Source organism: Collinsella tanakaei (genome assembly GCF_016900375.1).
In the GTDB taxonomy this organism is placed as follows: domain Bacteria; phylum Actinomycetota; class Coriobacteriia; order Coriobacteriales; family Coriobacteriaceae; genus Collinsella.
In genome coordinates this window covers 187,828-209,966 of sequence record NZ_JACJKB010000003.1, presented here as the reverse complement: position 1 = coordinate 209,966, position 22,139 = coordinate 187,828, and the positions used below count along the sequence as shown (strand labels likewise).

Sequence of the window (22,139 nt, the reverse complement as noted above, 5' to 3'; positions counted from 1 at the left end):
TCAGTCAAGACTTTTCTTGCCGAACGGAATGCACCTGATAAACTAATAGATTGCGATAACTGGCATGAGTCTGCGAAGAGCCGCAGGTCGTGCCGACCAACCGTTTTTCCCGCGAAGGAGGAAACACCTGGTGCAGAAGTCTACACAGGCCGTAACGGCAACAGAGCGCACCCGCGTCAACTTCGGGAAGATCCCCGAGGCGATGGAGCTGCCCAACCTCATCTCCGTGCAGAAGCAGAGCTTTGAGCGCTTCATGGACGAGGGCCTGCGCGAGGCCTTCCGTGAGTCCAGCCCCATCCAGAGCCAGAACCACGTTCTGGAGGTGACGTTCGGCGAGCATCAGTTCGGCGATCCCGCGCACAGCGTCGAGGAGTGCCGCGAGAAGGACATGACGTATCAGGCCCCGCTGCTGACCGACGTCCGCCTGGTCAACAAGGAGACCGGCGAGATCAAGGAGCAGCTCGTCTTCATGGGCGACTTCCCCATGATGACCGATCAGGGCACGTTCATCATCAACGGCACCGAGCGCATCGTCGTCTCCCAGCTCGTCCGCTCGCCTGGCGTGTACTACTCCTCCGAGATGGACGGCGGCAAGCAGGTCTACAAGGCGCAGGTCATCCCCGCGCGCGGCGCCTGGCTCGAGTTCGAGGTCGACAAGCGCGACCAGCTCGTGGTGTCCATCGACCGCAAGCGCAAGCAGTCCGCGACCATGTTCCTGCGCGCCCTGGGCATCGCCGTCACCAACGACGACATCTACAACCTGCTGGGTGATTCCGACGTCGTGAAGCGCACCATCGAGCGCGACACCGCCCTCACCCGCGAGGACGCCCTCATCGAGATCTACCGTCGCCTGCGCCCCGGCGAGCCCCCGACGGTCGACGCCTCCCGCAGCCTGCTCGAGGGCCTGCTGTTCAACAACCAGCGCTACGACCTCGCCCGCGTGGGCCGCTACAAGGTCAACAAGAAGCTCGGCCTCACCACGGAGGAGGAGGTGACGATCCTCACCGACGAGGATATCGTCGCCACCCTGCGCTACCTGCTGTCCCTGGCCGCGGGTGAGCCCGGCTACAAGACCGACGACATCGACCACTTCGGCAACCGCCGCATCCGCACCGTGGGCGAGCTCGTCGCCAACCAGTTCCGCATCGGCATGAGCCGCATGGAGCGCGTCGTCCGCGAGCGCATGAGCTCCCAGGACATCGACGAGATCACCCCGCAGTCGCTCATCAACATCCGCCCGATCGTGGCCGCCATCAAGGAGTTCTTCGGCTCCTCGCAGCTGTCCCAGTTCATGGACCAGGCGAACCCCCTGACCGGCCTTACCCACAAGCGCCGTCTTTCGGCTCTCGGCCCCGGCGGCCTTGCCGGCCACAAGTCCGGCTCCAGCCGCCGCACGAACGTGCCGACGGCCGTCCGCGACGTTCACAACTCGCACTATGCCCGCATGTGCCCCATCGAGACCCCCGAAGGCCCCAACATCGGCCTGATCGGCTCGCTGGCGCTCTACGCCCGCGTGAACGAGTACGGCTTCATCGAGGCCCCGTACCGCCGCGTGGTCGACGGCAAGGTGACCGACGAGATCGACTGGATGACCGCCGATGAGGAGGAGAACCACATCATCGCGCCGGCCAACACGCCGATCGACCCCGCCACCCGCGAGTTCGTCGCCATCGACGCCGAGGGCAACGTCGTGCGTCCGCACAGCGTCGTCGCCCGTACGCGCGACTTCGACGGCTCCTTCGGCGCCCCGGCCGACGTGCCCGTGGACGACATCGACTACATGGACGTGAGCCCGCGCCAGATGCTCTCCGTGGCTGCCACCCTCATCCCGTTCCTCGAGCACGACGACGCCAAGCGTACCCTCATGGGCGCGAACATGCAGCGTCAGGCCGTGCCGCTGCTGCACCCCATCGCGCCGTACGTCGGTACGGGCATGGAGCGCCGCGCCGCCATCGACTCCGGCGAGGTCACGCTGGCCAAGCACGCCGGTGAGGTCATCTTCGCCGACGCCGCCAAGATCACGGTGAAGAGCGCCGAGGGCCTGGAGGAGTACCACCTGCCCAAGTACCAGCGCTCCAACCAGTCCACCTGCATCAACCACCGCCCGCTCGTGCGCGTGGGCGACGAGGTCGTCGAGGGCCAGCCGCTGGCCGACGGCCCCTCGACCGATCACGGCGAGCTCGCGCTCGGCCAGAACCTGGTCGTGGCCTACATGCCGTGGGAGGGCTTCAACTACGAGGACGGTATCGTCGTCTCCGAGCGCCTGGTGGCCGAGGACCTGCTGACCTCCATCAACATCTCCCGCCACGAGATCGACGCCCGCGACACGAAGCTCGGTCCCGAGGAGATCACCCGCGAGATCCCGAACCTGTCCGAGGACATGCTCGCGAACCTCGATGAGGACGGCATCATCCGCATCGGCGCCGAGGTCGGCCCCGGCGACATCCTGGTCGGCAAGGTCACGCCCAAGGGCGAGAGCGCGCTGACCGCCGAGGAGCGCCTGCTGCGCGCCATCTTCGGTGCCAAGGCCCACGACGTCCGCGATACCTCGCTCAAGATGCCGCACGGCTCCTACGGCCGCGTCATCGACGTCGTCCGCTTCAGCCGCGAGGCCGGCGACGACCTGGCCCCGGGCGTCAACGAGCAGGTGCGCGTCTACGTCGCGCAGCGCCGCAAGATCCAGCAGGGCGACAAGATCGCCGGCCGTCACGGCAACAAGGGCGTCATCTGCGAGGTCCTGCCCGTCGAGGACATGCCCTACATGGCCGACGGCACCCCGGTCGACGTCATCCTGAACCCGCTGGGCGTCCCCTCCCGTATGAACGTCGGCCAGCTGCTCGAGTGCCACCTCGGCTGGGCTGCCGCCTGCGGCTGGGATCCCTCCTCTGAGGACTCCGACACCTACGTGCCCGGCCCGTTCTTCACGGCGACGCCGGTCTTCGACGGCGCCACCGAGGACGAGATCGCCGACGTCATCCGTCGCGCGAACAAGAACATGCTCAACCTCGCGACCGAGCGCTATGGCGAGCACATGCGCCCCGAGTTCGTGACGCAGCTCGATGAGCGCGGCAAGACCACGCTCTACGACGGCCGCTCCGGCGAGGAGTTCCGCGAGCCGATCACCGTGGGCGTCTCCTACATCCTGAAGCTCGGCCACATGGTGGACGACAAGATCCACGCGCGCTCGACGGGCCCCTACAGCCTCGTGACCCAGCAGCCGTTGGGCGGCAAGGCGCAGTTCGGCGGCCAGCGCTTCGGCGAGATGGAGGTCTGGGCGCTCTACGCGTACGGCGCTTCCAACGTCCTGCAGGAGATCCTGACCGTGAAGTCCGACGACACCGTGGGTCGCGTCAAGACCTACGAGTCCATCGTCAAGGGCGAGAACGTCCCGACCCCCGGCATCCCCGAGTCCTTCAAGGTTCTCGTCAAGGAGATCCGCTCGCTCGCACTCGACATCGAGCCGATGCACAACAACGTGTACGAGCCCGAGGTCGTCACCGCCGATGAGGCCGACGTCGAGGCGCTCGGCGACCTGCCCTCCATCGACGAGGCCGACACCTCCGCCGACGCCGTCGACGCCCTGCTCGACGCGTTCGCCGCTTCCACGACTGATAAGGAGTAGCTGACTGTGGCAGATTTCGAAACCACTGATTTTGATGCGGTAAAGATCTCGCTCGCTTCCGCCGATCAGATCCGCTCCTGGTCGCACGGCGAGGTCAAGAAGCCCGAGACCATCAACTACCGTACCCTCAAGCCCGAGAAGGACGGCCTGTTCTGCGAGAAGATCTTCGGTCCCGCCAAGGACTGGGAGTGCTCCTGCGGCAAGTACAAGGGCATCCGCTTCAAGGGCATCGTCTGCGAGCGCTGCGGCGTCGAGGTGACCACCTCGAAGGTCCGCCGCGAGCGCATGGGCCACATTGAGCTGGCGGCCCCTGTCAGCCACATCTGGTACTTCAAGAGCCCCACGAGCTTCCCGATGAGCCGTCTTCTGGACATCAAGTCCAAGGACCTGGAGAAGGTTCTGTACTTCGCCAGCTACATCATCACGCACGTGGACTACGAGGCCCGCGAGGCCGACGCCGAGGACCTGCGCGAGGAGCTCGCTGCCGATCTCGAGGAGATCGACGCCGAGTGCGCCCGCCAGATCGAGAGCCTGAAGGCCCAGGGCGACCCCGAGAACTTCGACGAGTTCTCCGACGAGGAGCCGCTGACGCCCGAGGAGATCGCCGCCGGCATCGTCGACATCGAGGAGGAGACGAAGGACGAGAAGCAGCTCCGCTCCGACGCCTTCCAGGCCTTCATGCAGCTCACCGAGCGCGACCTCATCTCCGATGAGCCGCTGTTCCGCGAGATGAAGCGCTACTACTCGATGTACTTCGAGGGCGGCATGGGCGCCGAGGCCATCCGCGACCTGCTCGCCGCCATCGACCTCCCGAAGGAGGCCGAGACCCTCAAGGCCATCATCGCCGACGAGGACGGCCAGAAGCAGAAGCGCGAGAAGGCTGTCAAGCGCCTCGAGGTCGTCGACGCCTTCCTGAAGGGCGGCAACGACCCCGCGAACATGATCCTCGACGTCATCCCGGTCATTCCGCCCGATTTGCGCCCGATGGTGCAGCTCGACGGCGGCCGCTTCGCCGCGTCCGACCTAAACGACCTGTATCGTCGCGTCATCAACCGCAACAACCGCCTGAAGCGCCTGCTGGACCTCGACGCCCCCGCGATCATCGTGAACAACGAGAAGCGCATGCTGCAGGAGGCCGTGGACGCCCTGTTCGACAACGGTCGCCGTGGGCGCCCGGTGTCCGGCCGTGGCGGCCGTCCGCTGAAGTCGCTCGCCGAGGCCCTCAAGGGCAAGCAGGGCCGCTTCCGCCAGAACCTGCTCGGTAAGCGCGTCGACTACTCCGGCCGTTCCGTTATCGTTACCGACCCCAAGCTGAAGCTGCACCAGTGCGGTCTGCCCAAGACCATGGCGCTCGAGCTCTTCAAGCCCTTCGTCATGAAGCGCCTGGTCGAGCTCGGCAAGGTCGAGAACATCAAGGGCGCCAAGCGCGCCATCGACCGCTCCGCCAGCTTCGTGTGGGACATCCTCGAGGAGGTCATCGACGGCCGTCTCGTGCTGCTGAACCGCGCCCCGACCCTGCACCGCCTGTCCATCCAGGCCTTCGAGCCCGTGCTCGTCGAGGGTAAGGCCATCCACCTGCACCCGCTGGTCTGCGCGCCCTTCAACGCCGACTTCGACGGCGACCAGATGTCCGTCCACGTGCCGCTGTCGCAGCAGGCGCAGGCCGAAGCCCGCGTGCTGATGCTCTCGGCCAACAACCTGCGCTCCCCGGCGTCCGGCAAGCCCGTGAACGTCCCGTCGCAGGACATGATCATCGGCGTGTACTACCTCACCCAGGTTCGCGACAACCTGCCGGGCGAGGGCCACGTGTTCGCCAGCTTCGACGACGCGCTCAACGCCTATGACGCCCGCACCGAGGTCGACCTCCAGGCCAAGATCATCGTGCGCGTGAGCTCCGACGAGGCCAACGTCATCAACGAGGACGGCACCCGCCTGTTCCGCGTGAAGAACGACCGCAACGAGGTCGTGGACTACGACGTCACCGGCTCCAAGACCGCGCGCTTCGAGACCTCCATCGGCCGCATCATCTTCAACCGCCAGTGCCTGCCTGCCGACTACGAGTTCATCAACTACAAGATGGTCAAGGGCGACGTGTCCAAGCTCGTGGCCGCCTGCTGCGACCGCTATCCGCAGGCCGAGGTCGGCCCGATCCTGGACGCCATCAAGTACGCCGGCTTCCACTTCGCGACCCGCGCCGGCCTGACCATCTCGCTGTGGGACGCTCTCATCCCCGAGGACAAGCCGCAGATCCTGGACGCCGCGCAGAAGCGCGTCGACCAGATCAACGAGTACTTCGAGGAAGGCTTCATCAACGAGCAGGAGCGCCACATCGAGGTCGTCAACGAGTGGACCCGCGCGACCGACACCGTCGCCGCGGAGATGCTCGGCATGTTCGATGAGGAGAACCCGATCTTCATGATGGCCGACTCCGGCGCCCGTGGTTCCAAGACCCAGCTGCGTCAGCTCGGCGGCATGCGCGGCCTCATGGCCGACATGTCCGGCGAGACGATCGACCTTCCCATTAAGGCGAACTTCCGCGAGGGCCTGCTGCCGCTCGAGTACTTCATCTCGACCTACGGCGCCCGTAAGGGCCTGGTCGACACCGCGTCCCACACCTCCGACTCCGGTTACCTGACCCGTCGTCTGGTCGACGTGGCGCAGGACGTCATCGTCCGCGAGGAGGACTGCGGCACGACCGAGGGCGTGACCTACAACCTGATCATCCCCGGCACCGAGGACATCAACGCCGACCTCGTGGGCCGCTGCTTCATCGAGGACGTCGTGGCGCCCGACGGCACCGTGCTCTTCGAGAAGGACGGCTACATCGAGAGCGTCGACGACCTCAAGAAGATGCTCGACGCCGGCATGAAGAAGGTCAAGCTGCGCGCGCTGCTGACCTGCCGCTCCAAGTACGGCGTGTGCCAGAAGTGCTACGGCTGGGACCTCTCCACCCGTCGTCCGGTCGCCATCGGCACCGCGGTTGGCATTATCGCCGCCCAGTCCATCGGCGAGCCCGGTACGCAGCTGACGATGCGTACCATTCACTCCGGCGGTGTCGCGGGCGTCGACGACATTACGCAGGGTCTGCCTACGGTTGGCCGTATGTTCGACGTCGTCGGCAACGTGAACGAGAAGATCCTGGGTCGCGAGGCCGATCTGGCCCCGTACTCCGGCATGCTCGCGATCAAGCCCGAGAAGTCCGAGTACGTGCTCACCCTGACCGATATCGACGACCCCACGCGCATCCTCGACGAGAAGCGCGTCCCCGCGTCCGTGCGCTTCATGCCCGGCATCGAGGACGGCTGCGAGGTCCGCGCCGGCGACCAGATCACCAAGGGCTTCGTGAACTTCCGCAACCTGCGCAAGCTCACCGACATCGAGTCCACCATGCACACGTTCGTCGAGAGCGTGAAGGACGTCTACACCAGTCAGGGCGTCGACCTGAACGACAAGCACATCGAGGTCATCGCCCGTCAGATGCTGCGCCGCGTCCAGATCACCAACCCCGGCGACTCCAAGTACCTGCTCGGCCAGTACGTCGACCGCTATGAGTTCGCCGACGAGGTCGAGCGCGTCGCCCGCCTGGGCGGTGCGGCTCCCGCCGCCGAGCCCGTCATCCTGGGTACACTCAAGGTCGCGTCCTCCATCGACTCCTGGCTGTCCTCCGCGTCGTTCATCCGCACTGCGGGCGTTCTGACCGAGGCTGCCATCGAGGGCAAGGTCGACCACCTGCTCGACCTCAAGTCCAACGTCATCGTGGGCAAGAAGATCCCCGCGGGTACCGGCCTCAAGCCGTACGCCAACGCGACGCTGACCTACCGCACCGCCGACGGCTATGTGAACATCGACGGCCCGACGTCCGCTGCCGCCAAGACGCTGCCCGACTGGGCGCCCGAGGAGCTCAAGGAGCTCGACGAGCAGCTCCCGCAGCAGCTCGACTGGACCGGCTACGACGAGTACGGCGCGGGCGACGGTTCGTTCACCCGCAACGGCCGCACCATCTCCGCCGAGGATGCTCGCCTGTACCTGTTCGACGACCTGGGCGTGTCGCAGCGCTGGACCAACAAGTTCAGCGAGGTCGGCATCGAAACGGTCGGTGACCTCGTGGGTAAGTCCGAGGAGGACCTGCTGCGCATCGACGGCATCGGCGCCAAGGCAATCGAGGAGCTGCGCGACGGCCTGGAGGCGCACAACCTCCTGTACATCCTCGACAATACCGACGACGTGGCGGACGAGGAGGATCTCTCCCAGCTGCTGCAGATGGTGTTCAGCCCGGACGGCCCGGACGACATCCTGTTGGGCACGAGCGCTCCGCGCCACCACTTCGACTCCGACGAGGAGATGCTCGGCGCACCTGTCGACACCTCCAAGAAGGACGCTGCCGGCAACGGCATCATCAACGAGGACATGGCCTCGCTCGATGAGCTGCTGAACCAGCTCGTCGACTCCGACGAGCAGCATCCCGAGGAGCAGGAGGACTAAGGTCCCCCACATGCCCCTTCGCGCATGACGACGCCCGCCTTCCCTCGGGGAGGCGGGCGTTTCTGCAAGTTTGGGGACAGGTCCCAAACTTTCACGGGCGGCAATCGCTCGTGCCCATAACCGTCCGTTCATGCCGCAGCGCATGACATGCGAATGCCTTCGGGTATGTTGTAGATGGCGAGAGGGACAGCCCCTCGCCAGATCGATTGATATATCAAAGGAGCGTTCACCATAACTGACGTGATTCGCGAGAAGGAAGTTGCACTGGACGATGCCGAGCTCGAGGACGTGGCGGGCGGCAAGCGCATCGAGCGCGTCGAGGGCGTGATCGCAGCGGGCGACGAGGCCATCGCCAACCGTGGTGTCGGCGAGGTCATCATCAACGGCGGCACCGGCGCTTCGTTCGGGGGAAGCGGGAACGTCGGTAGCCGCTAGTAGGCGGCGCGTCGCGAGCGACGTTCGCGTTCCCGGGTCGACTGGGTAAGAAAAAGGCCCTTGGGCTGCCGGATTCGGCATCGCCCAAGGGCCTTTTCGTGTTTGTGCGTCCGCGCGCTGCTAGTGCCTGCAGGCGGAATTGGGATCCATGGGCTCCACCTCGCCCGCGAGGAACTTCTTGAGCACGTCGCCGGCGATCGGGGTGACGCGCTCGGCGTAGACCGCCACGCCGCCCGCGGTGAAGCGGCTGTAGGGCGGCATGCCCATGCCGGTGGCGATGATGGCGTCGATGTTCTGGTCGAGGGCGTGCTGGATCACGCCGCCGCAGCCGCACTCATCGTGCTCGACGTTTTTGACGGACTCGACCGCGGTGACCTCGCCGTTCTCGACGGTGGCGATGGTGAAGTACGCGGCGTGGCCGAAGTGGCCGGAACGGGGTGCGTCGAGACCCTGGTCGGTCTCGACGGGGATGGCAATCCTCATGATGTCTCCTTTGCAGTGGCAATTCGTGCGCTCCACATTATACGACGGCGTCGCGCGGGAACCGCAGATTCGAGGGGCGCATCCCCATATTTGAAGCGAAGGCCGTGACCGCCGCATGAGAACGGTTAGGGAAACGTGCAAAACGAGCGTCCCGGAGGGCGGATTCAACGGATTCGTTCCCGAATCCAACAGTATGGTTGAGATGCGTTGAGCTGCTCGTAAGACGGCGGGGGAGAAAGGCGGCGCGAGCCCGATCGGGGTTTGAAGTCTGGCTCACAATGGCCCCATGGATGCTGTCGTGCTGTGCTCGAAAACCGCGCGGGCCATCTACCGCGCCCCCAACCTCCCGAAGATGCGGATGCGCATCCCGGACCATGCCTCCCGGCTCGCCGAGGGGGCGCCCGGTATCGCCGCCGTTCAAGCCGCCCGCGTGGAACTCGAGGCGCTCGGTGTGCCGCTTGGCTCCGACTCCACAATCGACGTGCTGGTCCAATCGGTCAGGGACAAGCGAAACGACGAGCAGACGCGGTTTCTCGTCTGGGACCGCGACGTTCCCGCGCGGGCAATCGTCAGGCTTGCGCCCAAGGTGTTCGTCGTGAGCGTGGAGTTCTGCGCGTTCGAGGCCGCCAAGGAGATAGACGAGCTCGAGCTCATCGAGTACTACTTCGAGCTCTGTTCTACCTACGCGCTTCCCGAGGGCGGGGGAGACTACCTCGACCGTCCGCGCCCGCTCACGACGGTCGCACGCCTGCGTACCTTCTTCCTTTCCATCCCGAAGGGCTGCCATGGGCGCACGAAGGCGCTGCGGGCTCTGCGCTCGGTGCGCGACGGCGCGCGCAGCCCGATGGAGACCGCCATGACGATGCCGATGACGGTGCGCAAGGCCCTTGGCGGCCTGCAGATCTGTGACCTTGAGATGAACCGCCGCGTTGAGCTGAGCGATCAGGCGCGGACGTACACGCGGCGCTCGTATGTCGTGTGCGACGTGCATATCAGGCGGGGCAATCAGGATGTCGAGTACCAGGGAGCCCGCCATGACGAGGAGCTCCAGCAGGCGATCGACAACGAGCGCCGCCATGCCCTGCAGGCCATGGGCTTCACTATCGTGGAAGTCAACAAGGAGCAGCTCTTCAACCCGGTAAGCTTTCGTCGCCTGATGGCCACGATCGCAGGCAACGCCCATATCGATCTCGGTGGCTATCCCGAAGGGTTCGCCGGGCGCCAGGAGGAGCTGAGGCGCTTCGTCATCCGCCGCTGGACGAGGGGTAAGGGGTCGACGATTGACGGTAGCGAATAGTTAGCGAGGCGAAACACCCACAACCGAGGCCCACAACCTACGGGTTTGGCGATTGGTAAACCAGGTAACCCTTAGATTGTGGGCCTCGATTGTGGGTGTTGAACACTTGGCAGGCGGCTGAGCAGCAGCCCGAGGGGCGGCATCCCCGTTCCTGTGTGGAGATTTGGCGGAAAGGGGCCCAAATGCAGATACGCCCGGGAGCGTGGTCTGTTGACACCGCAGCCACGCGGGCGTAACCTTGCGAACTGCGTGTTTCGAAGGTGGATGCTGACGCCTCGATTCAAGCCGTTGCACCAAGTATAAAGCTGGAATCATTTCGAAAAGGAGTACGCTTTGCCTACTATCAACCAGCTAGTCCGCCAGGGCCGCCAGTCCAAGCCGGCCAAGTCCAAGAACGCCGCTCTGCAGCACAACTCTCAGAAGCGCGGCGTGTGCACCCGCGTGTTCACCACGTCCCCCAAGAAGCCGAACTCCGCTCTGCGTAAGGTCGCCCGTGTGCGCCTGGTCAACGGCATCGAGGTCACCGCTTACATCCCCGGTGAGGGCCACAACCTCCAGGAGCACTCCATCGTGCTCGTCCGCGGCGGCCGTGTTCGCGACCTCCCTGGTGTTCGCTACAAGATCATCCGTGGCGCCTACGACTGCGCTCCGGTCAACAACCGCATGAAGGCTCGTTCCCGCTACGGCGCCAAGCGTCCGAAGCAGAAGTAGCCTGATCCTGTAACGAACCGTATCTGCGGCTCAGCATAGGGGCGCCAAGCCCGAACCCGCGAAGCCGCTACTTATATCAGAGGAGAAACGAACATGCCTCGTCGCAAGACTAAGAATCTTCATCGCGAGATCCAGCCGGATTCCGTGTACAACAACCGCCTGGTGACTCAGCTCATCAACAAGATCCTGCTCGACGGCAAGAAGGCCACCGCTGAGCGCATCGTCTACGGTGCGTTCGACATGGTTGCCGCCAAGTCCGAGCAGGACGCCCTGTCCGTCTTCAAGAAGGCCATGGACAACGTCCGCCCGACCCTCGAGGTCAAACCCAAGCGCGTCGGCGGCGCTACCTATCAGGTCCCCATGGAGGTCAACTCCCGTCGCGCCACGCAGCTCGCCATCCGCTGGATCGTGAACTTCGCCCGCGCCCGCAAGGAGAAGACCATGGCCGAGCGTCTGGCCAACGAGATCCTCGACGCCTCCAACGGCGTCGGCGCTTCCGTGAAGCGTCGCGAGGACGTCTTCAAGATGGCCGAGGCCAACCGCGCGTTCTCTCACTACCGCTGGTAGTGTCTCAGGAAGGATAGATTTTCATGGCTAAGCCTAAGTACAAGCTGTCCGAGACCCGTAACATCGGCATCATGGCCCACATCGATGCCGGTAAGACCACCACGACCGAGCGCATCCTGTACTACACCGGCAAGACCCACAAGATCGGTGAGGTTCACGAGGGCGCTGCCACCATGGACTGGATGGTTCAGGAGCAGGAGCGCGGCGTAACCATTACCTCCGCTGCTACCACCTGCTTCTGGAAGAAGGACGGTAAGAACTACCGCATCCAGATCATCGACACCCCGGGCCACGTTGACTTCACCTCCGAGGTCGAGCGCTCCCTGCGCGTCCTCGACGGTGCCGTCGCCGTGTTCGACGCCGTCGCCGGCGTTCAGCCCCAGTCCGAGACCGTGTGGCGTCAGGCCCACAACTACAACGTCCCCCGCATCGCGTTCATCAACAAGTATGACCGCATCGGTGCCGACTTCTTCAACGCCATCGAGACCATGAAGGATCGCCTCGACGCCAACGCCGTGGCCATCCAGGTCCCCATGGGCGCTGAGGACAACTTCTGGGGCGTTGTCGACCTCGTCACCATGACCGCGTGGGACTTCAAGGCCGACGACAAGGGCATGACCTACCCCGAGCCGATGGACGCCATCCCGGCTGAGTTCGAGGAGATCGTCGCCGAGAAGCGCGCTGAGCTGCTCGACGCCGCCGCGAACTTTGACGACGACCTGATGATGATGGTCCTCGAGGACGAGGAGATCCCCGTGGACATGCTCAAGGCCGCCATCCGCAAGGGCGTTCTGGCCAACGAGCTCAACCCCGTTCTCGTGGGCTCCGCCTACAAGAACAAGGGCGTCCAGGAGCTGCTCGACGCTGTCGTCGACTACTTGCCGAGCCCGCTCGACGTTCCCGCCATCGTCGGCACCAATCCCGACAACGGCGAGGAGGACACCCGTCCCGTCGACTTCGACGCTCCGTTCTCCGCTCTCGCGTTCAAGATCATGACCGACCCCTACGTCGGTAAGCTGACCTACTTCCGCGTGTACTCCGGCCAGGCCGAGTCCGGCTCCTACGTCGTGAACGCCACCAACGGCCAGCGCGAGCGCCTGGGCCGCATCCTCGAGATGAACGCCAACGAGCGTATCGACCGTGACTCCTGCGCCGCCGGCGACATCGTCGCCGCCGTGGGCTTCAAGAACACCACCACCGGTGACACCCTGTGCGCCGAGGGCCACGAGATCGTGCTCGAGTCCATGGAGTTCGCCAAGCCCGTTATCGACATCGCCATCGAGCCCAAGACCAAGGCCGAGCAGGACAAGATGAGCCTCGCGCTCACCAAGCTCGCCGAGGAGGACCCGACCTTCCAGGTGTCCACCAACCACGAGACCGGCCAGACCATCATCGCCGGCATGGGCGAGCTGCACCTCGAGATCATCGTCGACCGTCTGCTCCGTGAGTTCAAGGTCGAGGCTAACGTCGGTAAGCCGCAGGTCGCCTACCGTGAGACCGCTGGTCACGACGTCGAGCGCGCCGAGGGTAAGTTCGTCCGCCAGTCCGGTGGTCGCGGTCAGTACGGCCACGCCGTCATCAAGCTCGAGAAGATGGAAGAGGGCTTCGGCTACGAGTTCGTCAACGCCATCGTCGGCGGTGTCGTGCCCAAGGAGTACATCCCCTCGATCGACAAGGGCATCCAGGAGGCGCTGCAGACCGGTGTCATCGCCGGCTTCCCTGTCCTCGACGTTAAGGTGACCCTGTTCGACGGTTCCTACCACGAGGTCGACTCCTCCGAGGCTGCGTTCAAGATCGCTGGCTCCATGGCCATCAAGGACGCCCTGAAGAAGTCCGACCCGCAGCTGCTCGAGCCCATCATGTCCGTCGAGGTCGAGACCCCCGAGCAGTACATGGGCGACGTCATGGGCAACCTGTCCGGCCGTCGCGGCAAGATCGAGGGCATGGAGGACCGCAAGAACACCAAGCTCATCCGCGCCAAGGTGCCGCTGGGCGAGATGTTCGGCTACGCGACCGACCTGCGTTCGCAGACCCAGGGCCGCGCGTCCTACACCATGCAGTTCGATTCTTACGAGCCTGCGCCCAAGTCCATCGTGGACGAGGTCGTCGGCAAGGCCGGCGGTAACGCCTAAGATTCCTCGCACGTAGAAGTTTTTGTATGCGAGGAAGTGCCTCGCAATCCATTTGGAGGTAACGTTGTCTAGCCAGAAGATCAGGATTCGCCTCAAGGGCTATGATCACGAGGTCGTGGACCAGTCCGCTAAGCTCATCGTCGACACCGCTCAGAAGACCGGTGCCCGCGTGTCCGGCCCCATCCCCCTGCCCACCGAGCGCAACCTCTACACGGTTATCCGCTCCCCGCACGTGGACAAGGACTCCCGTGAGCAGTTCGAGATGCGCACCCACAAGCGCCTCATCGACATCCTCGACCCGACCAGCGGCACCGTCGATTCGCTGATGCGTCTCGACCTCCCCGCCGGCGTTGACATCGAGATCAAGCTGTAGGCGATAAGGTCTATAACGGATCCCACCGGGAGCCCCCGGGGTGTTCCACGCGAGTCATCGCGCCTTGCGGCGCGAAAAGGACTCGCTTAGGAAGCACCCCGGGGGCTCCCTGCGTTTACGCCCTTAGGGGTCGCCCGGCGGGGGGACGTGGTTGGTGCGGTATTCGATGCATTCGCACTGTCGTGGGGACGAGACAGCTTGCTGTCTCGTCCCCACTTTGCGGTAGGATGGTCGTTGCGTTTCTTTTGGCGTCATGGAGGGGGCTTGTATGGGCAATCGCGTGCTGAACGTCGCGTATATCGGCAACGGCAAGAGCACGAACAGGTATCACGTGCCGTTCGTGCAGGTGAGGCCCGATAAGTTCCGTGTGGCGACGATCTTTGCCCGGCATATCAGGCACGATGCGTGGGCCGAGGTGCCGGGGGCGCGGTATGTCGATCGCATCGAGGATGTGCTGGGCGATCCGGAAATCGATGTGGTCGAGATCTGCACGCCGTCGGGGCTGCATTACGAGCAGGCCAAGGAAGCGCTGCTGGCCGGTAAGCATGTGGTGGTGGATAAACCGTTTGCGGCGACGGAGGCCGAGGCGGCGGATCTGTTTGCAACCGCCAAGGCCAAGGGCGTGACGGTGCAGTGCTATCAGAACCGGCGCTTTGATTCCGATTACGTGACGGCCAAGCGCGTGCTCGCGTCGGGCGTGCTCGGCCGGGTGTTCGAGGTCGTGACGAGCTACGACTATTTCCGCCCGCATATGATGGACGGCGTCGGCTTCGATGCCGTGAACAATGCGGCGTACGGCCATGCGTCCCACTGCCTGGATCAGCTTATCGCCTGGTTCGGCGTGCCGGACCGTTTTCATGCTGAGGTACGGCAGATGAACGGCCCGGGAACGGCGGTCGATTATTTCGATTACGACCTCTACTACGACGATCGCAACCTGAAGGCCACCGCGCATGCGAACTACGCGACGGCCCTGCCGCGCCCGAGCTTTGCCATCTATGGCGACCGCGGCGCGTATATCAAGATGGAGAAGGACCAGCAAGAGCGCGACCTCAAGCATTTCTATCTGCCTGAGGGTCATGACGACTTCGGCCTGGATGTGCCCGAGCAGTACGGGTTGCTGCGCTATATGGACGAGGCGGGTGTAACCCGCGAGGAGCGCGTTCCGAGTGAGCGCACGAGTTATGCGCAGTTCTACGATGCGCTGTACGAGACGGTTGCGCACGGTGCGCCGCAGCTGGTGACGCCCGAGGAAACCTTGGCGCAGCTGCGCATCCTCGAGGCCGGCATGGCCGGTGTGCGCTAGGCAAGAAGAAGGGGAGAGGTAGAAGTGTCGACGCTCTATCTGCTGCGGCATGGCCAGACGGAGTTCAACCTGCAGGGTCGCGTGCAGGGACGGTGCGATGCGCCGCTCACACCGCTTGGGATCGAGCAGGCGCATGCCGCTGCCGCTTGGCTGGCCAAGCGGCATGTGGATTTCGACCGCCTGTGCACCTCGCCGCTCGGGCGCGCCAAGACGACGCTCGAGCTCGTGCGCGGCGATCTGGAGGCCGCGGGCTACCGCAGCCTTCCCCCGGTGGAGCCGATCGACGGCCTTATGGAGCGCAGCTACGGTCCCTTCGAGGCGGGGCCGGCAGCGGATGTGCCCTGCGAGCTGTGGGACCCGGGCGAGGCGCTCGTTCCATACGGGGGAGAGGGCAGCAAGGAACTGCGGGAGCGCATCGTTGCGACCCTGACCGACCTGATGCTGGCCGATGGCGTCGAGAACCTGCTGGCATGCAGCCACGGGTCGGCGACGCTTCAGTTCAAGAAGGCCTGGGAGCACTGGGCGGCGTGCCCTCAGGATGTCCACTTGGGCAACTGCTGCGTTCTCGTGTATACGTTTGACCCGAGTGACCGCAGCTTCACCAACACCGCCATCGTGAATCAGGCGCTGTAGGCCCCGCGTGCAATTTCGGGGACAGGTCCCAAACTTTCATGCGTTGCGAGATGCCTGGAATTGAAAGCGCAGGCGCGCATGAAAGTTTGGGACCTGTCCCCGAAATTGCACGCGGTGTGGGTCGACCGGACGGTTTGAGCTGGGATTTCAATGCGAAGAAAATATGGACACGCCCGCGGCCGTGTATACTAATCAAGCTGTGCCTCGATAGGGGAGGATTCTGCCTGCATAAGGCCGGTGCGCGTTGGGTTGCCGCACTGCCGAAAGCGAGCGGAATGCAAAGCTTCGGAGCACGCACGTCCGGTAGTGGTCCTCTAGGGGCGTCCGCAAGGGGCGGACGCAGTGTCCCAAGACCACCGAGAGTTAGGATCATTGAATGATCAGCATGATTCTCGGCCGCAAGATCGGTATGACCCAGGTGTGGGACGAGAACGACAACGTCGTCCCCGTCACGGTCATCCAGGCTGGCCCCTGCGCGGTCTCGCAGGTTAAAACCAAGACCACCGACGGCTATGATGCCGTCCAGATCGGCTTCGGCGACATCAAGGCCAAGAACGTGAACAAGCCCATGGCTGGTCACTTCGCCAAGGCCGGCGTCGAGCCCGTCCGTTACCTGCGTGAGGTCCGCGTCGAGAACGGCGAGGATCACAAGGTTGGCGAGGTCGTCACCGTCGCTGACTTCGCTGACGTCACCAAGGTCGACGTCATCGGCACCTCCAAGGGTAAGGGCTTCCAGGGCCGCATCAAGCGCTGGGGTCAGCGCCGTGGTCCTATGACCCATGGTTCGCACTTCAAGCGTCATCCGGGCTCCATCGGCCAGTGCGCCTATCCCGCCCGCGTCCTCAAGGGCGTCAAGATGGCCGGTCACATGGGCGATGAGCGCGTGACCGTGAAGAACCTCACCGTTGTCCGCATCGATGCCGAGCAGAACCTCATGCTCATCAAGGGTGCCGTCCCTGGTGGCAAGAACGCTCTGGTCGCCATCCGTATGGCCTAAAGGCCTCTGTAGCACTAGGTCCTAGAGTCATACCAAGGAGAACAGAATGTCTAAGTTTGAAGTAAAGAACAGCGAGGGCAAGGCGACCGCCGAGGTCGAGCTCGCTCCCGAGGTGTACGGCATCGAGCCGAACATCCACGTCATGCATCACATCGTCAAGTGCCAGATGGCCTCTTGGCGTCAGGGCACCCAGTCCACCAAGGGCCGTTCCGAGGTCTCCGGTGGCGGCAAGAAGCCTTGGCGTCAGAAGGGCACCGGCCACGCTCGCCAGGGTTCCACCCGCGCCGGTCAGTGGCGTCACGGCGGCGTCATCTTCGGGCCCAAGCCCCGTACGTACGTCAAGCGTATGAACAACAAGGAGGTCAAGCTCGCCATGCGCTCCGCGCTCTCCGCGAAGGTGCGCGACAACGAGCTCTTCCTCGTTGACGACTACGGCTTCGAGAAGCCGTCCACCAAGGCTGCTGTGGCCCTGCTCAAGGCTCTCGGCCTTGAGGGCAAGCGCCTGACCATCATCGTCCGCGAGGACGACATCAACGCTTACCTGTCGTTCCGTAACATCCCCAAGACGTTCATCATCACGCCGTCCGAGGCCAACACCTACGACCTCGTCAACAACGGCGCTCTGCTGATGCCCGCGGACGTCGCGACTCACTTCGGGGAGGTGCTCGCCTAAATGACCGCACACGAGATCATCATCCGCCCGATCGTGACCGAGCGTTCCTACTCCAACATGGAGGAGAACAAGTACACGTTCGAGGTTCACAAGGACGCTAACAAGTACCAGATCAAGGACGCCGTCGAGGAGATCTTCAACGTGAAGGTCGTCCGCGTCAACACCATGAGCGTCAAGCCCAAGATCAAGCGCGTTCGCTACATCGCCGGCAAGACCCGCTCTTGGAAGAAGGCCGTCGTGACGGTGGCCGAGGGCCAGACCATCGAGATCTTCGGCAACCAGGCCTAAGTTCTCGACCCGTGTGTTCTTCCGTCTTCCCGGAAGGGGAGACGAGCAAAGGAGTACCGGGCCCATAGTATGGAGCCGCCCGGTACCGTGGTAAATCCGGTGTCACCGCACCCGCATCCCAGCTTGCGGTGGCGAGCGGATAGATTCGAAAGGGATAGGTAATGGCTGTAAAGCACCTTAAACCGACCAGCGCCGGTAGGCGTTGGCAGACGATCTCGGACTTCGCCGAGATCACGACCAACAAGCCCGAGAAGTCGCTCCTCGAGCCGCTTCCCAAGAAGGCCGGTCGTAATAACCAGGGCCGCATCACGGTCCGTCATCAGGGCGGCGGCGTGAAGCGTCGCTACCGCATCATCGACTTCAAGCGCAACAAGGACGGCGTGCCGGCCAAGGTCGCTACCATCGAGTACGATCCGAACCGTTCCGCCCGCATCGCCCTGCTCCACTACGTGGACGGCGAGAAGCGCTACATCCTGTGCCCCAAGGGCCTCAAGGTCGGCGACATGATCGTCTCCGGCGCCGGCGCCGACATCAAGCCGGGCAACGCTATGCCGCTGTCCGAGATCCCCGTCGGTACCCTGATTCACGCGATCGAGTTCATGCCCGGCAAGGGCGCCGCGATCGCCCGTTCCGCCGGCACCGCTTGCCAGCTCATGGGTAAGGAGGGCAAGTACGCTATCGTGCGTATGCCGTCCTCCGAGATGCGCCGCATCCTGCTCACCTGCCGCGCCACCATCGGCGAGGTCGGCAACGCCGAGCACTCCAACATCGTCATCGGCAAGGCCGGTCGTAAGCGCAAGATGAACGTCCGTCCTACCGTCCGCGGTACGGTCATGAACCCGGTTGACCACCCGCACGGCGGCGGCGAGGGCAAGAACCACACCTCCGGTCGTCCTTCTGTTACTCCGTGGGGCAAGCCGACCAAGGGCTATCGCACCCGCAACAAGAAGAAGGTCTCCAACGCCCTCATCATCCGTCGTCGTCGCAAGTAGTCGATACCGAGTTTTAGGAGTTAGCACTTATGAGCAGAAGTCTCAAAAAGGGCCCGTTCGTGGAAGCTCGCCTTCTCTCGCGTATCGTCGCGATGAACGAGGCCGGCAAGAAGGACGTCGTGAAGACCTGGTCCCGCGCGTCCACCATCTTCCCCGAGATGGTCGGTCACACCATCGCCGTCCACGACGGCCGCAAGCACGTGCCCGTGTACGTCACCGAGTCCATGGTTGGTCACAAGCTCGGCGAGTTCGCGCCGACCCGTACGTTCCGTGGCCACAAGGCCAAATAGGGGGGTTCTTCGTAAATGGCAACTAAGTCTACCGACACCGCGACCGTCGAGGTCCGCGCGACGGCCAAGTACGTTCGCGTTTCCCCCGGCAAGGCTCGCCTCGTCGTCGACCTGATCCGCAACAAGTCCGTTGCCCAGGCTTTCGACATCCTTCATTTCTGCAACCGCGCCGTCGCCGTGGACGTCGAGAAGGTTCTCAAGTCCGCTGTGGCCAATGCCGAGAACAACAACGGCCTGCGCGCTTCCGATCTGGTCGTGAAGGCCACCTACGTCGACGAGGGCCCGTCGCTCAAGCGCATCCGTCCTCGCGCCAAGGGTTCCGCTTCCCGCATCCTCAAGCGCACCAGCCACATCACCGTTGTCGTCGCTCCGCGAAAGGAGGCGTAAGCTAGCATGGGTCAGAAAGTCTACCCCACCGGCTTCCGTCTCGGCATCACCGAGAACTGGCGTTCCCGTTGGTTCGCCGACAAGAACTACGCCGAGACCCTCGGCAACGACCTTGAGATCCGCAAGTACCTCAAGAAGCGCCTGTCCCGTGCCGCCGTCTCCCGCGTGGAGATCGAGCGCGCCGGCGACAAGGTGAAGATCATCATCTTCACCGCCCGTCCGGGCATCGTCATCGGCAAGAAGGGCGCCGAGATCGACACCCTTCGTCACGACCTCGAGAAGGTCGTCGGCGTCGACAAGGGTCACCTGTCCGTCGACGTGATTGAGATCAAGCGTCCCGAGCTCGACGCCACCCTGGTCGCCCAGTCCGTGGCCGAGCAGCTCGAGGGCCGCGTGGCCTTCCGTCGCGCTATGCGCAAGGCCGTTCAGACCGCTCGCAAGTCCGGTGCCAAGGGTATCCGTATCCAGTGCTCCGGTCGTCTCGGTGGCGCCGAGATGGGCCGCCGCGAGTGGTACCGCGAGGGTCGCGTGCCTCTGCACACCCTGCGCGCCAAGATCGACTACGGCACGGCCGTCGCCCACACCACCATGGGCGCCTGCGGTGTCAAGGTCTGGATCTATCTGGGCGAGAAGCTCCCCGGCCAGCCGGTCCCCAACCCGGCTCTCGAGGGTCCGTCGCGTCCTCGTCGTCGTAATTCCGAGAGGAGGGGTCAGTAGTGCTTGCCCCTAAGCGTATTCTTCACCGCAAGGTGCAGCGTGGCTCCATGAAGGGTCATGCTAAGGGCCATACCGAGCTCCATTTCGGTGATTACGGCCTGCAGGCTCTCGAGGCTCACTGGATCACCAACCGTCAGATCGAGGCCGCTCGTGTCGCCATGACCCGTTACATGAAGCGTGGCGGCCGCGTGTTCATCACGATCTTCCCCGACAAGCCCATCACCAAGAAGCCGGCGGAGACCCGCATGGGCTCCGGTAAGGGTAATCCCGAGGAGTGGGTGGCCGTCGTCAAGCCCGGCCGTGTCATGTTCGAGATTTCCGGCGTCTCCGAGGAGATTGCACGTGAGGCTCTGCGTCTTGCCCAGCACAAGCTGCCGATCAAGACCAAGATTCTTATCCGCAACAACGACGCCGCTGCCGAGGAGGATAAGTAATGAAGCCCGCAGAGATTCGTGAGCTTTCGGACGCTCAGCTTGCTGACAAGCTGAAGGAGATGCGCGCCGAGCTCTTCAACCTTCGCTTCCAGATGGCGACCAGCCAGCTGGACAACACCGCTCGCGTCAAGACCGTGAAGAAGGACATCGCTCGTGTCCTCACGGAGCAGCGCGCCCGTCAGATCGCAGCGGAGAAGACCGCTGCCGCCGAGTAGATTCAGGAGTTAGAGCATGTCTGAAACGACTGAGCGCAACGCGCGCAAGGTTCGTACGGGTGTCGTCGTCTCCATCTCGGGCAACAAGACCATCGTTGTCCAGACCACGGAGCGCAAGCGCCACCCCAAGTACGGCAAGATGATGACCACCACCAAGAAGCTTCATGCTCACGATGAGGAGTGCACCGCTGGCGTCGGCGATACCGTCCGCCTCATGGAGACCCGTCCTCTGTCCAAGATGAAGCGTTGGCGTCTCGTCGAGATCATCGAGCGCGCCAAGTAGTCACGATCGTACGCTTCCACGATGATGTGCGCCGCGCCGGCGCCGATTCGGCCCCAGTTTGGCCGGCGCACCTCTCGTCGTTCTCTTATTCGGAGGAACTACCATGATTCAAATGCAAACCATGCTCACGGTTGCTGACAACTCCGGTGCGCGCAAGGTTCGCTGCATCAAGGTGCTCGGTGGCTCCAAGCGTCGTTATGCCGGCATCGGCGATGTGATCATCGCCGCTGTCCAGGAGGCCACCCCGGGCGCTAACGTCAAGAAGAAGGACGTCGTTCGCTGCGTCGTCGTTCGCACCGTGAAGGAGATCCGCCGCAAGGACGGCTCCTACATCCGCTTTGATGACAACGCTGCCGTCGTCATCAACAAGGACGGCTCGCCCGTCGGCACCCGTATCTTCGGGCCCGTCGCTCGTGAGCTTCGTGACAAGAAGTACATGAAGATCGTCTCGCTTGCACCCGAGACCCTGTAGTGAGGGAGAGACCGTTATGTCTATGTCCATCAAGAAGGGCGATAACGTCAAGGTGCTCTCCGGCAAGGATCGCGGCAAGACCGGTACCGTTCTGCGCGCGCTTCCCGCTGAGGGCAAGGTTGTCGTCGAGGGTGTGGCCATCGTCAAGAAGGCCATGAAGCCCACCGCTCAGAACCAGCAGGGTGGCATCGTTTCCCAGGAGGCCGCCATCGACGCCTCCAACGTGATGCTCATCTGCCCCAAGTGCGGCCAGGCCACGCGCGTTGGCCACAAGAAGGACGGCAAGAACAAGCTGCGCGTCTGCAAGAAGTGCGGCGCCGAGTTCTAAGTCGTAGAGCGTAAAGCGTCCC

23 protein-coding genes are annotated in these 22,139 nt (G+C 63.8%); 22 read left to right on the top strand and 1 reads right to left on the bottom strand.

What is annotated here, in order from left to right; all coding sequences use genetic code 11:
- Positions 1 to 64 precede the first annotated feature (64 nt).
- The 3 genes from H6A16_RS03400 to H6A16_RS03390 all read left to right on the top strand — a co-directional run bounded on the left by H6A16_RS03400 (position 65) and on the right by H6A16_RS03390 (position 8,539).
- Positions 65 to 3,622 carry a DNA-directed RNA polymerase subunit beta gene (locus H6A16_RS03400; RefSeq protein WP_428830074.1) on the top strand — a complete coding sequence of 1,186 codons (3,558 nt, stop codon included), beginning with the start codon at positions 65 to 67 and terminating at the stop codon, positions 3,620 to 3,622.
- 6 nt (positions 3,623 to 3,628) lie between these two features.
- On the top strand, positions 3,629 to 8,104 hold the full coding sequence (locus H6A16_RS03395; protein ID WP_204616127.1) for a DNA-directed RNA polymerase subunit beta': 4,476 nt from the start codon (positions 3,629 to 3,631) through the stop codon (positions 8,102 to 8,104).
- Positions 8,105 to 8,344: 240 nt separating this feature from the next.
- On the top strand, positions 8,345 to 8,539 hold the full coding sequence (locus tag H6A16_RS03390) for a hypothetical protein (RefSeq protein WP_204616125.1): 195 nt from the start codon (positions 8,345 to 8,347) through the stop codon (positions 8,537 to 8,539).
- A 120-nt stretch (positions 8,540 to 8,659) separates the two neighbouring features.
- Here the strand turns inward: H6A16_RS03390 and H6A16_RS03385 are convergent, their stop codons facing one another.
- Positions 8,660 to 9,022, bottom strand: coding sequence for a NifB/NifX family molybdenum-iron cluster-binding protein (locus H6A16_RS03385; RefSeq protein ID WP_204616122.1), 363 nt, complete (start codon positions 9,020 to 9,022; stop codon positions 8,660 to 8,662).
- 286 nt (positions 9,023 to 9,308) lie between these two features.
- Here H6A16_RS03385 and H6A16_RS03380 point away from each other — a divergent pair, with 286 nt between their 5' ends.
- The 19 genes from H6A16_RS03380 to rplX all read left to right on the top strand — a co-directional run bounded on the left by H6A16_RS03380 (position 9,309) and on the right by rplX (position 22,117).
- Positions 9,309 to 10,319 carry a hypothetical protein gene (locus H6A16_RS03380; protein ID WP_204616120.1) on the top strand — a complete coding sequence of 337 codons (1,011 nt, stop codon included), beginning with the start codon at positions 9,309 to 9,311 and terminating at the stop codon, positions 10,317 to 10,319.
- A gap of 333 nt (positions 10,320 to 10,652) precedes the next feature.
- Positions 10,653 to 11,030, top strand: a complete 378-nt coding sequence (rpsL, locus tag H6A16_RS03375) for a 30S ribosomal protein S12 (protein WP_066829371.1) — start codon at positions 10,653 to 10,655, stop codon at positions 11,028 to 11,030.
- 93 nt (positions 11,031 to 11,123) lie between these two features.
- Complete coding sequence (gene rpsG, locus H6A16_RS03370) at positions 11,124 to 11,597, top strand: 30S ribosomal protein S7 (protein ID WP_204616118.1); 474 nt, start codon at positions 11,124 to 11,126, stop codon at positions 11,595 to 11,597.
- 23 nt (positions 11,598 to 11,620) lie between these two features.
- Positions 11,621 to 13,729: an elongation factor G gene (gene fusA / locus H6A16_RS03365; protein ID WP_204616115.1), complete on the top strand. Its 2,109-nt coding sequence runs from the start codon at positions 11,621 to 11,623 to the stop codon at positions 13,727 to 13,729.
- A gap of 64 nt (positions 13,730 to 13,793) precedes the next feature.
- Positions 13,794 to 14,102, top strand: a complete 309-nt coding sequence (rpsJ, locus tag H6A16_RS03360) for a 30S ribosomal protein S10 (RefSeq protein WP_022386569.1) — start codon at positions 13,794 to 13,796, stop codon at positions 14,100 to 14,102.
- A 268-nt stretch (positions 14,103 to 14,370) separates the two neighbouring features.
- Positions 14,371 to 15,408 carry a Gfo/Idh/MocA family oxidoreductase gene (locus tag H6A16_RS03355; protein WP_204616113.1) on the top strand — a complete coding sequence of 346 codons (1,038 nt, stop codon included), beginning with the start codon at positions 14,371 to 14,373 and terminating at the stop codon, positions 15,406 to 15,408.
- 24 nt (positions 15,409 to 15,432) lie between these two features.
- On the top strand, positions 15,433 to 16,041 hold the full coding sequence (locus H6A16_RS03350; RefSeq protein ID WP_204616111.1) for a histidine phosphatase family protein: 609 nt from the start codon (positions 15,433 to 15,435) through the stop codon (positions 16,039 to 16,041).
- 376 nt (positions 16,042 to 16,417) lie between these two features.
- Entirely contained in the window at positions 16,418 to 17,038 is a 621-nt protein-coding gene (rplC, locus tag H6A16_RS03345) for a 50S ribosomal protein L3 (protein WP_204616109.1), read from the top strand.
- A 46-nt stretch (positions 17,039 to 17,084) separates the two neighbouring features.
- A complete protein-coding gene (gene rplD, locus H6A16_RS03340; RefSeq protein WP_204616107.1) occupies positions 17,085 to 17,711 on the top strand; it encodes a 50S ribosomal protein L4 in 627 nt (208 codons plus the stop codon).
- Complete coding sequence (rplW, locus tag H6A16_RS03335) at positions 17,712 to 17,999, top strand: 50S ribosomal protein L23 (RefSeq protein ID WP_204616105.1); 288 nt, start codon at positions 17,712 to 17,714, stop codon at positions 17,997 to 17,999.
- A 161-nt stretch (positions 18,000 to 18,160) separates the two neighbouring features.
- Positions 18,161 to 18,991 (top strand): 50S ribosomal protein L2, encoded by an 831-nt coding sequence (gene rplB, locus H6A16_RS03330; protein WP_204616103.1) that lies wholly within the window; start codon positions 18,161 to 18,163, stop codon positions 18,989 to 18,991.
- A gap of 29 nt (positions 18,992 to 19,020) precedes the next feature.
- Positions 19,021 to 19,281: a 30S ribosomal protein S19 gene (gene rpsS, locus H6A16_RS03325; protein WP_022349932.1), complete on the top strand. Its 261-nt coding sequence runs from the start codon at positions 19,021 to 19,023 to the stop codon at positions 19,279 to 19,281.
- A gap of 15 nt (positions 19,282 to 19,296) precedes the next feature.
- A complete protein-coding gene (rplV, locus tag H6A16_RS03320; RefSeq protein ID WP_204560814.1) occupies positions 19,297 to 19,668 on the top strand; it encodes a 50S ribosomal protein L22 in 372 nt (123 codons plus the stop codon).
- Positions 19,669 to 19,674: 6 nt separating this feature from the next.
- On the top strand, positions 19,675 to 20,385 hold the full coding sequence (gene rpsC / locus H6A16_RS03315) for a 30S ribosomal protein S3 (RefSeq protein ID WP_204616100.1): 711 nt from the start codon (positions 19,675 to 19,677) through the stop codon (positions 20,383 to 20,385).
- A complete protein-coding gene (gene rplP / locus H6A16_RS03310) occupies positions 20,385 to 20,819 on the top strand; it encodes a 50S ribosomal protein L16 (protein ID WP_204616098.1) in 435 nt (144 codons plus the stop codon). The genes rpsC and rplP overlap by 1 nt, the downstream gene beginning before the upstream one ends.
- Positions 20,819 to 21,034, top strand: coding sequence for a 50S ribosomal protein L29 (rpmC, locus tag H6A16_RS03305; RefSeq protein ID WP_204560820.1), 216 nt, complete (start codon positions 20,819 to 20,821; stop codon positions 21,032 to 21,034). Before rplP ends, rpmC begins: the two co-directional genes overlap by 1 nt.
- A 16-nt stretch (positions 21,035 to 21,050) precedes the next feature.
- Complete coding sequence (gene rpsQ / locus H6A16_RS03300; RefSeq protein WP_204616095.1) at positions 21,051 to 21,317, top strand: 30S ribosomal protein S17; 267 nt, start codon at positions 21,051 to 21,053, stop codon at positions 21,315 to 21,317.
- 103 nt (positions 21,318 to 21,420) lie between these two features.
- A complete protein-coding gene (rplN, locus tag H6A16_RS03295) occupies positions 21,421 to 21,789 on the top strand; it encodes a 50S ribosomal protein L14 (protein ID WP_204616093.1) in 369 nt (122 codons plus the stop codon).
- Positions 21,790 to 21,805: 16 nt separating this feature from the next.
- Positions 21,806 to 22,117, top strand: a complete 312-nt coding sequence (gene rplX, locus H6A16_RS03290; RefSeq protein WP_235421795.1) for a 50S ribosomal protein L24 — start codon at positions 21,806 to 21,808, stop codon at positions 22,115 to 22,117.
- Positions 22,118 to 22,139 lie beyond the last annotated feature (22 nt).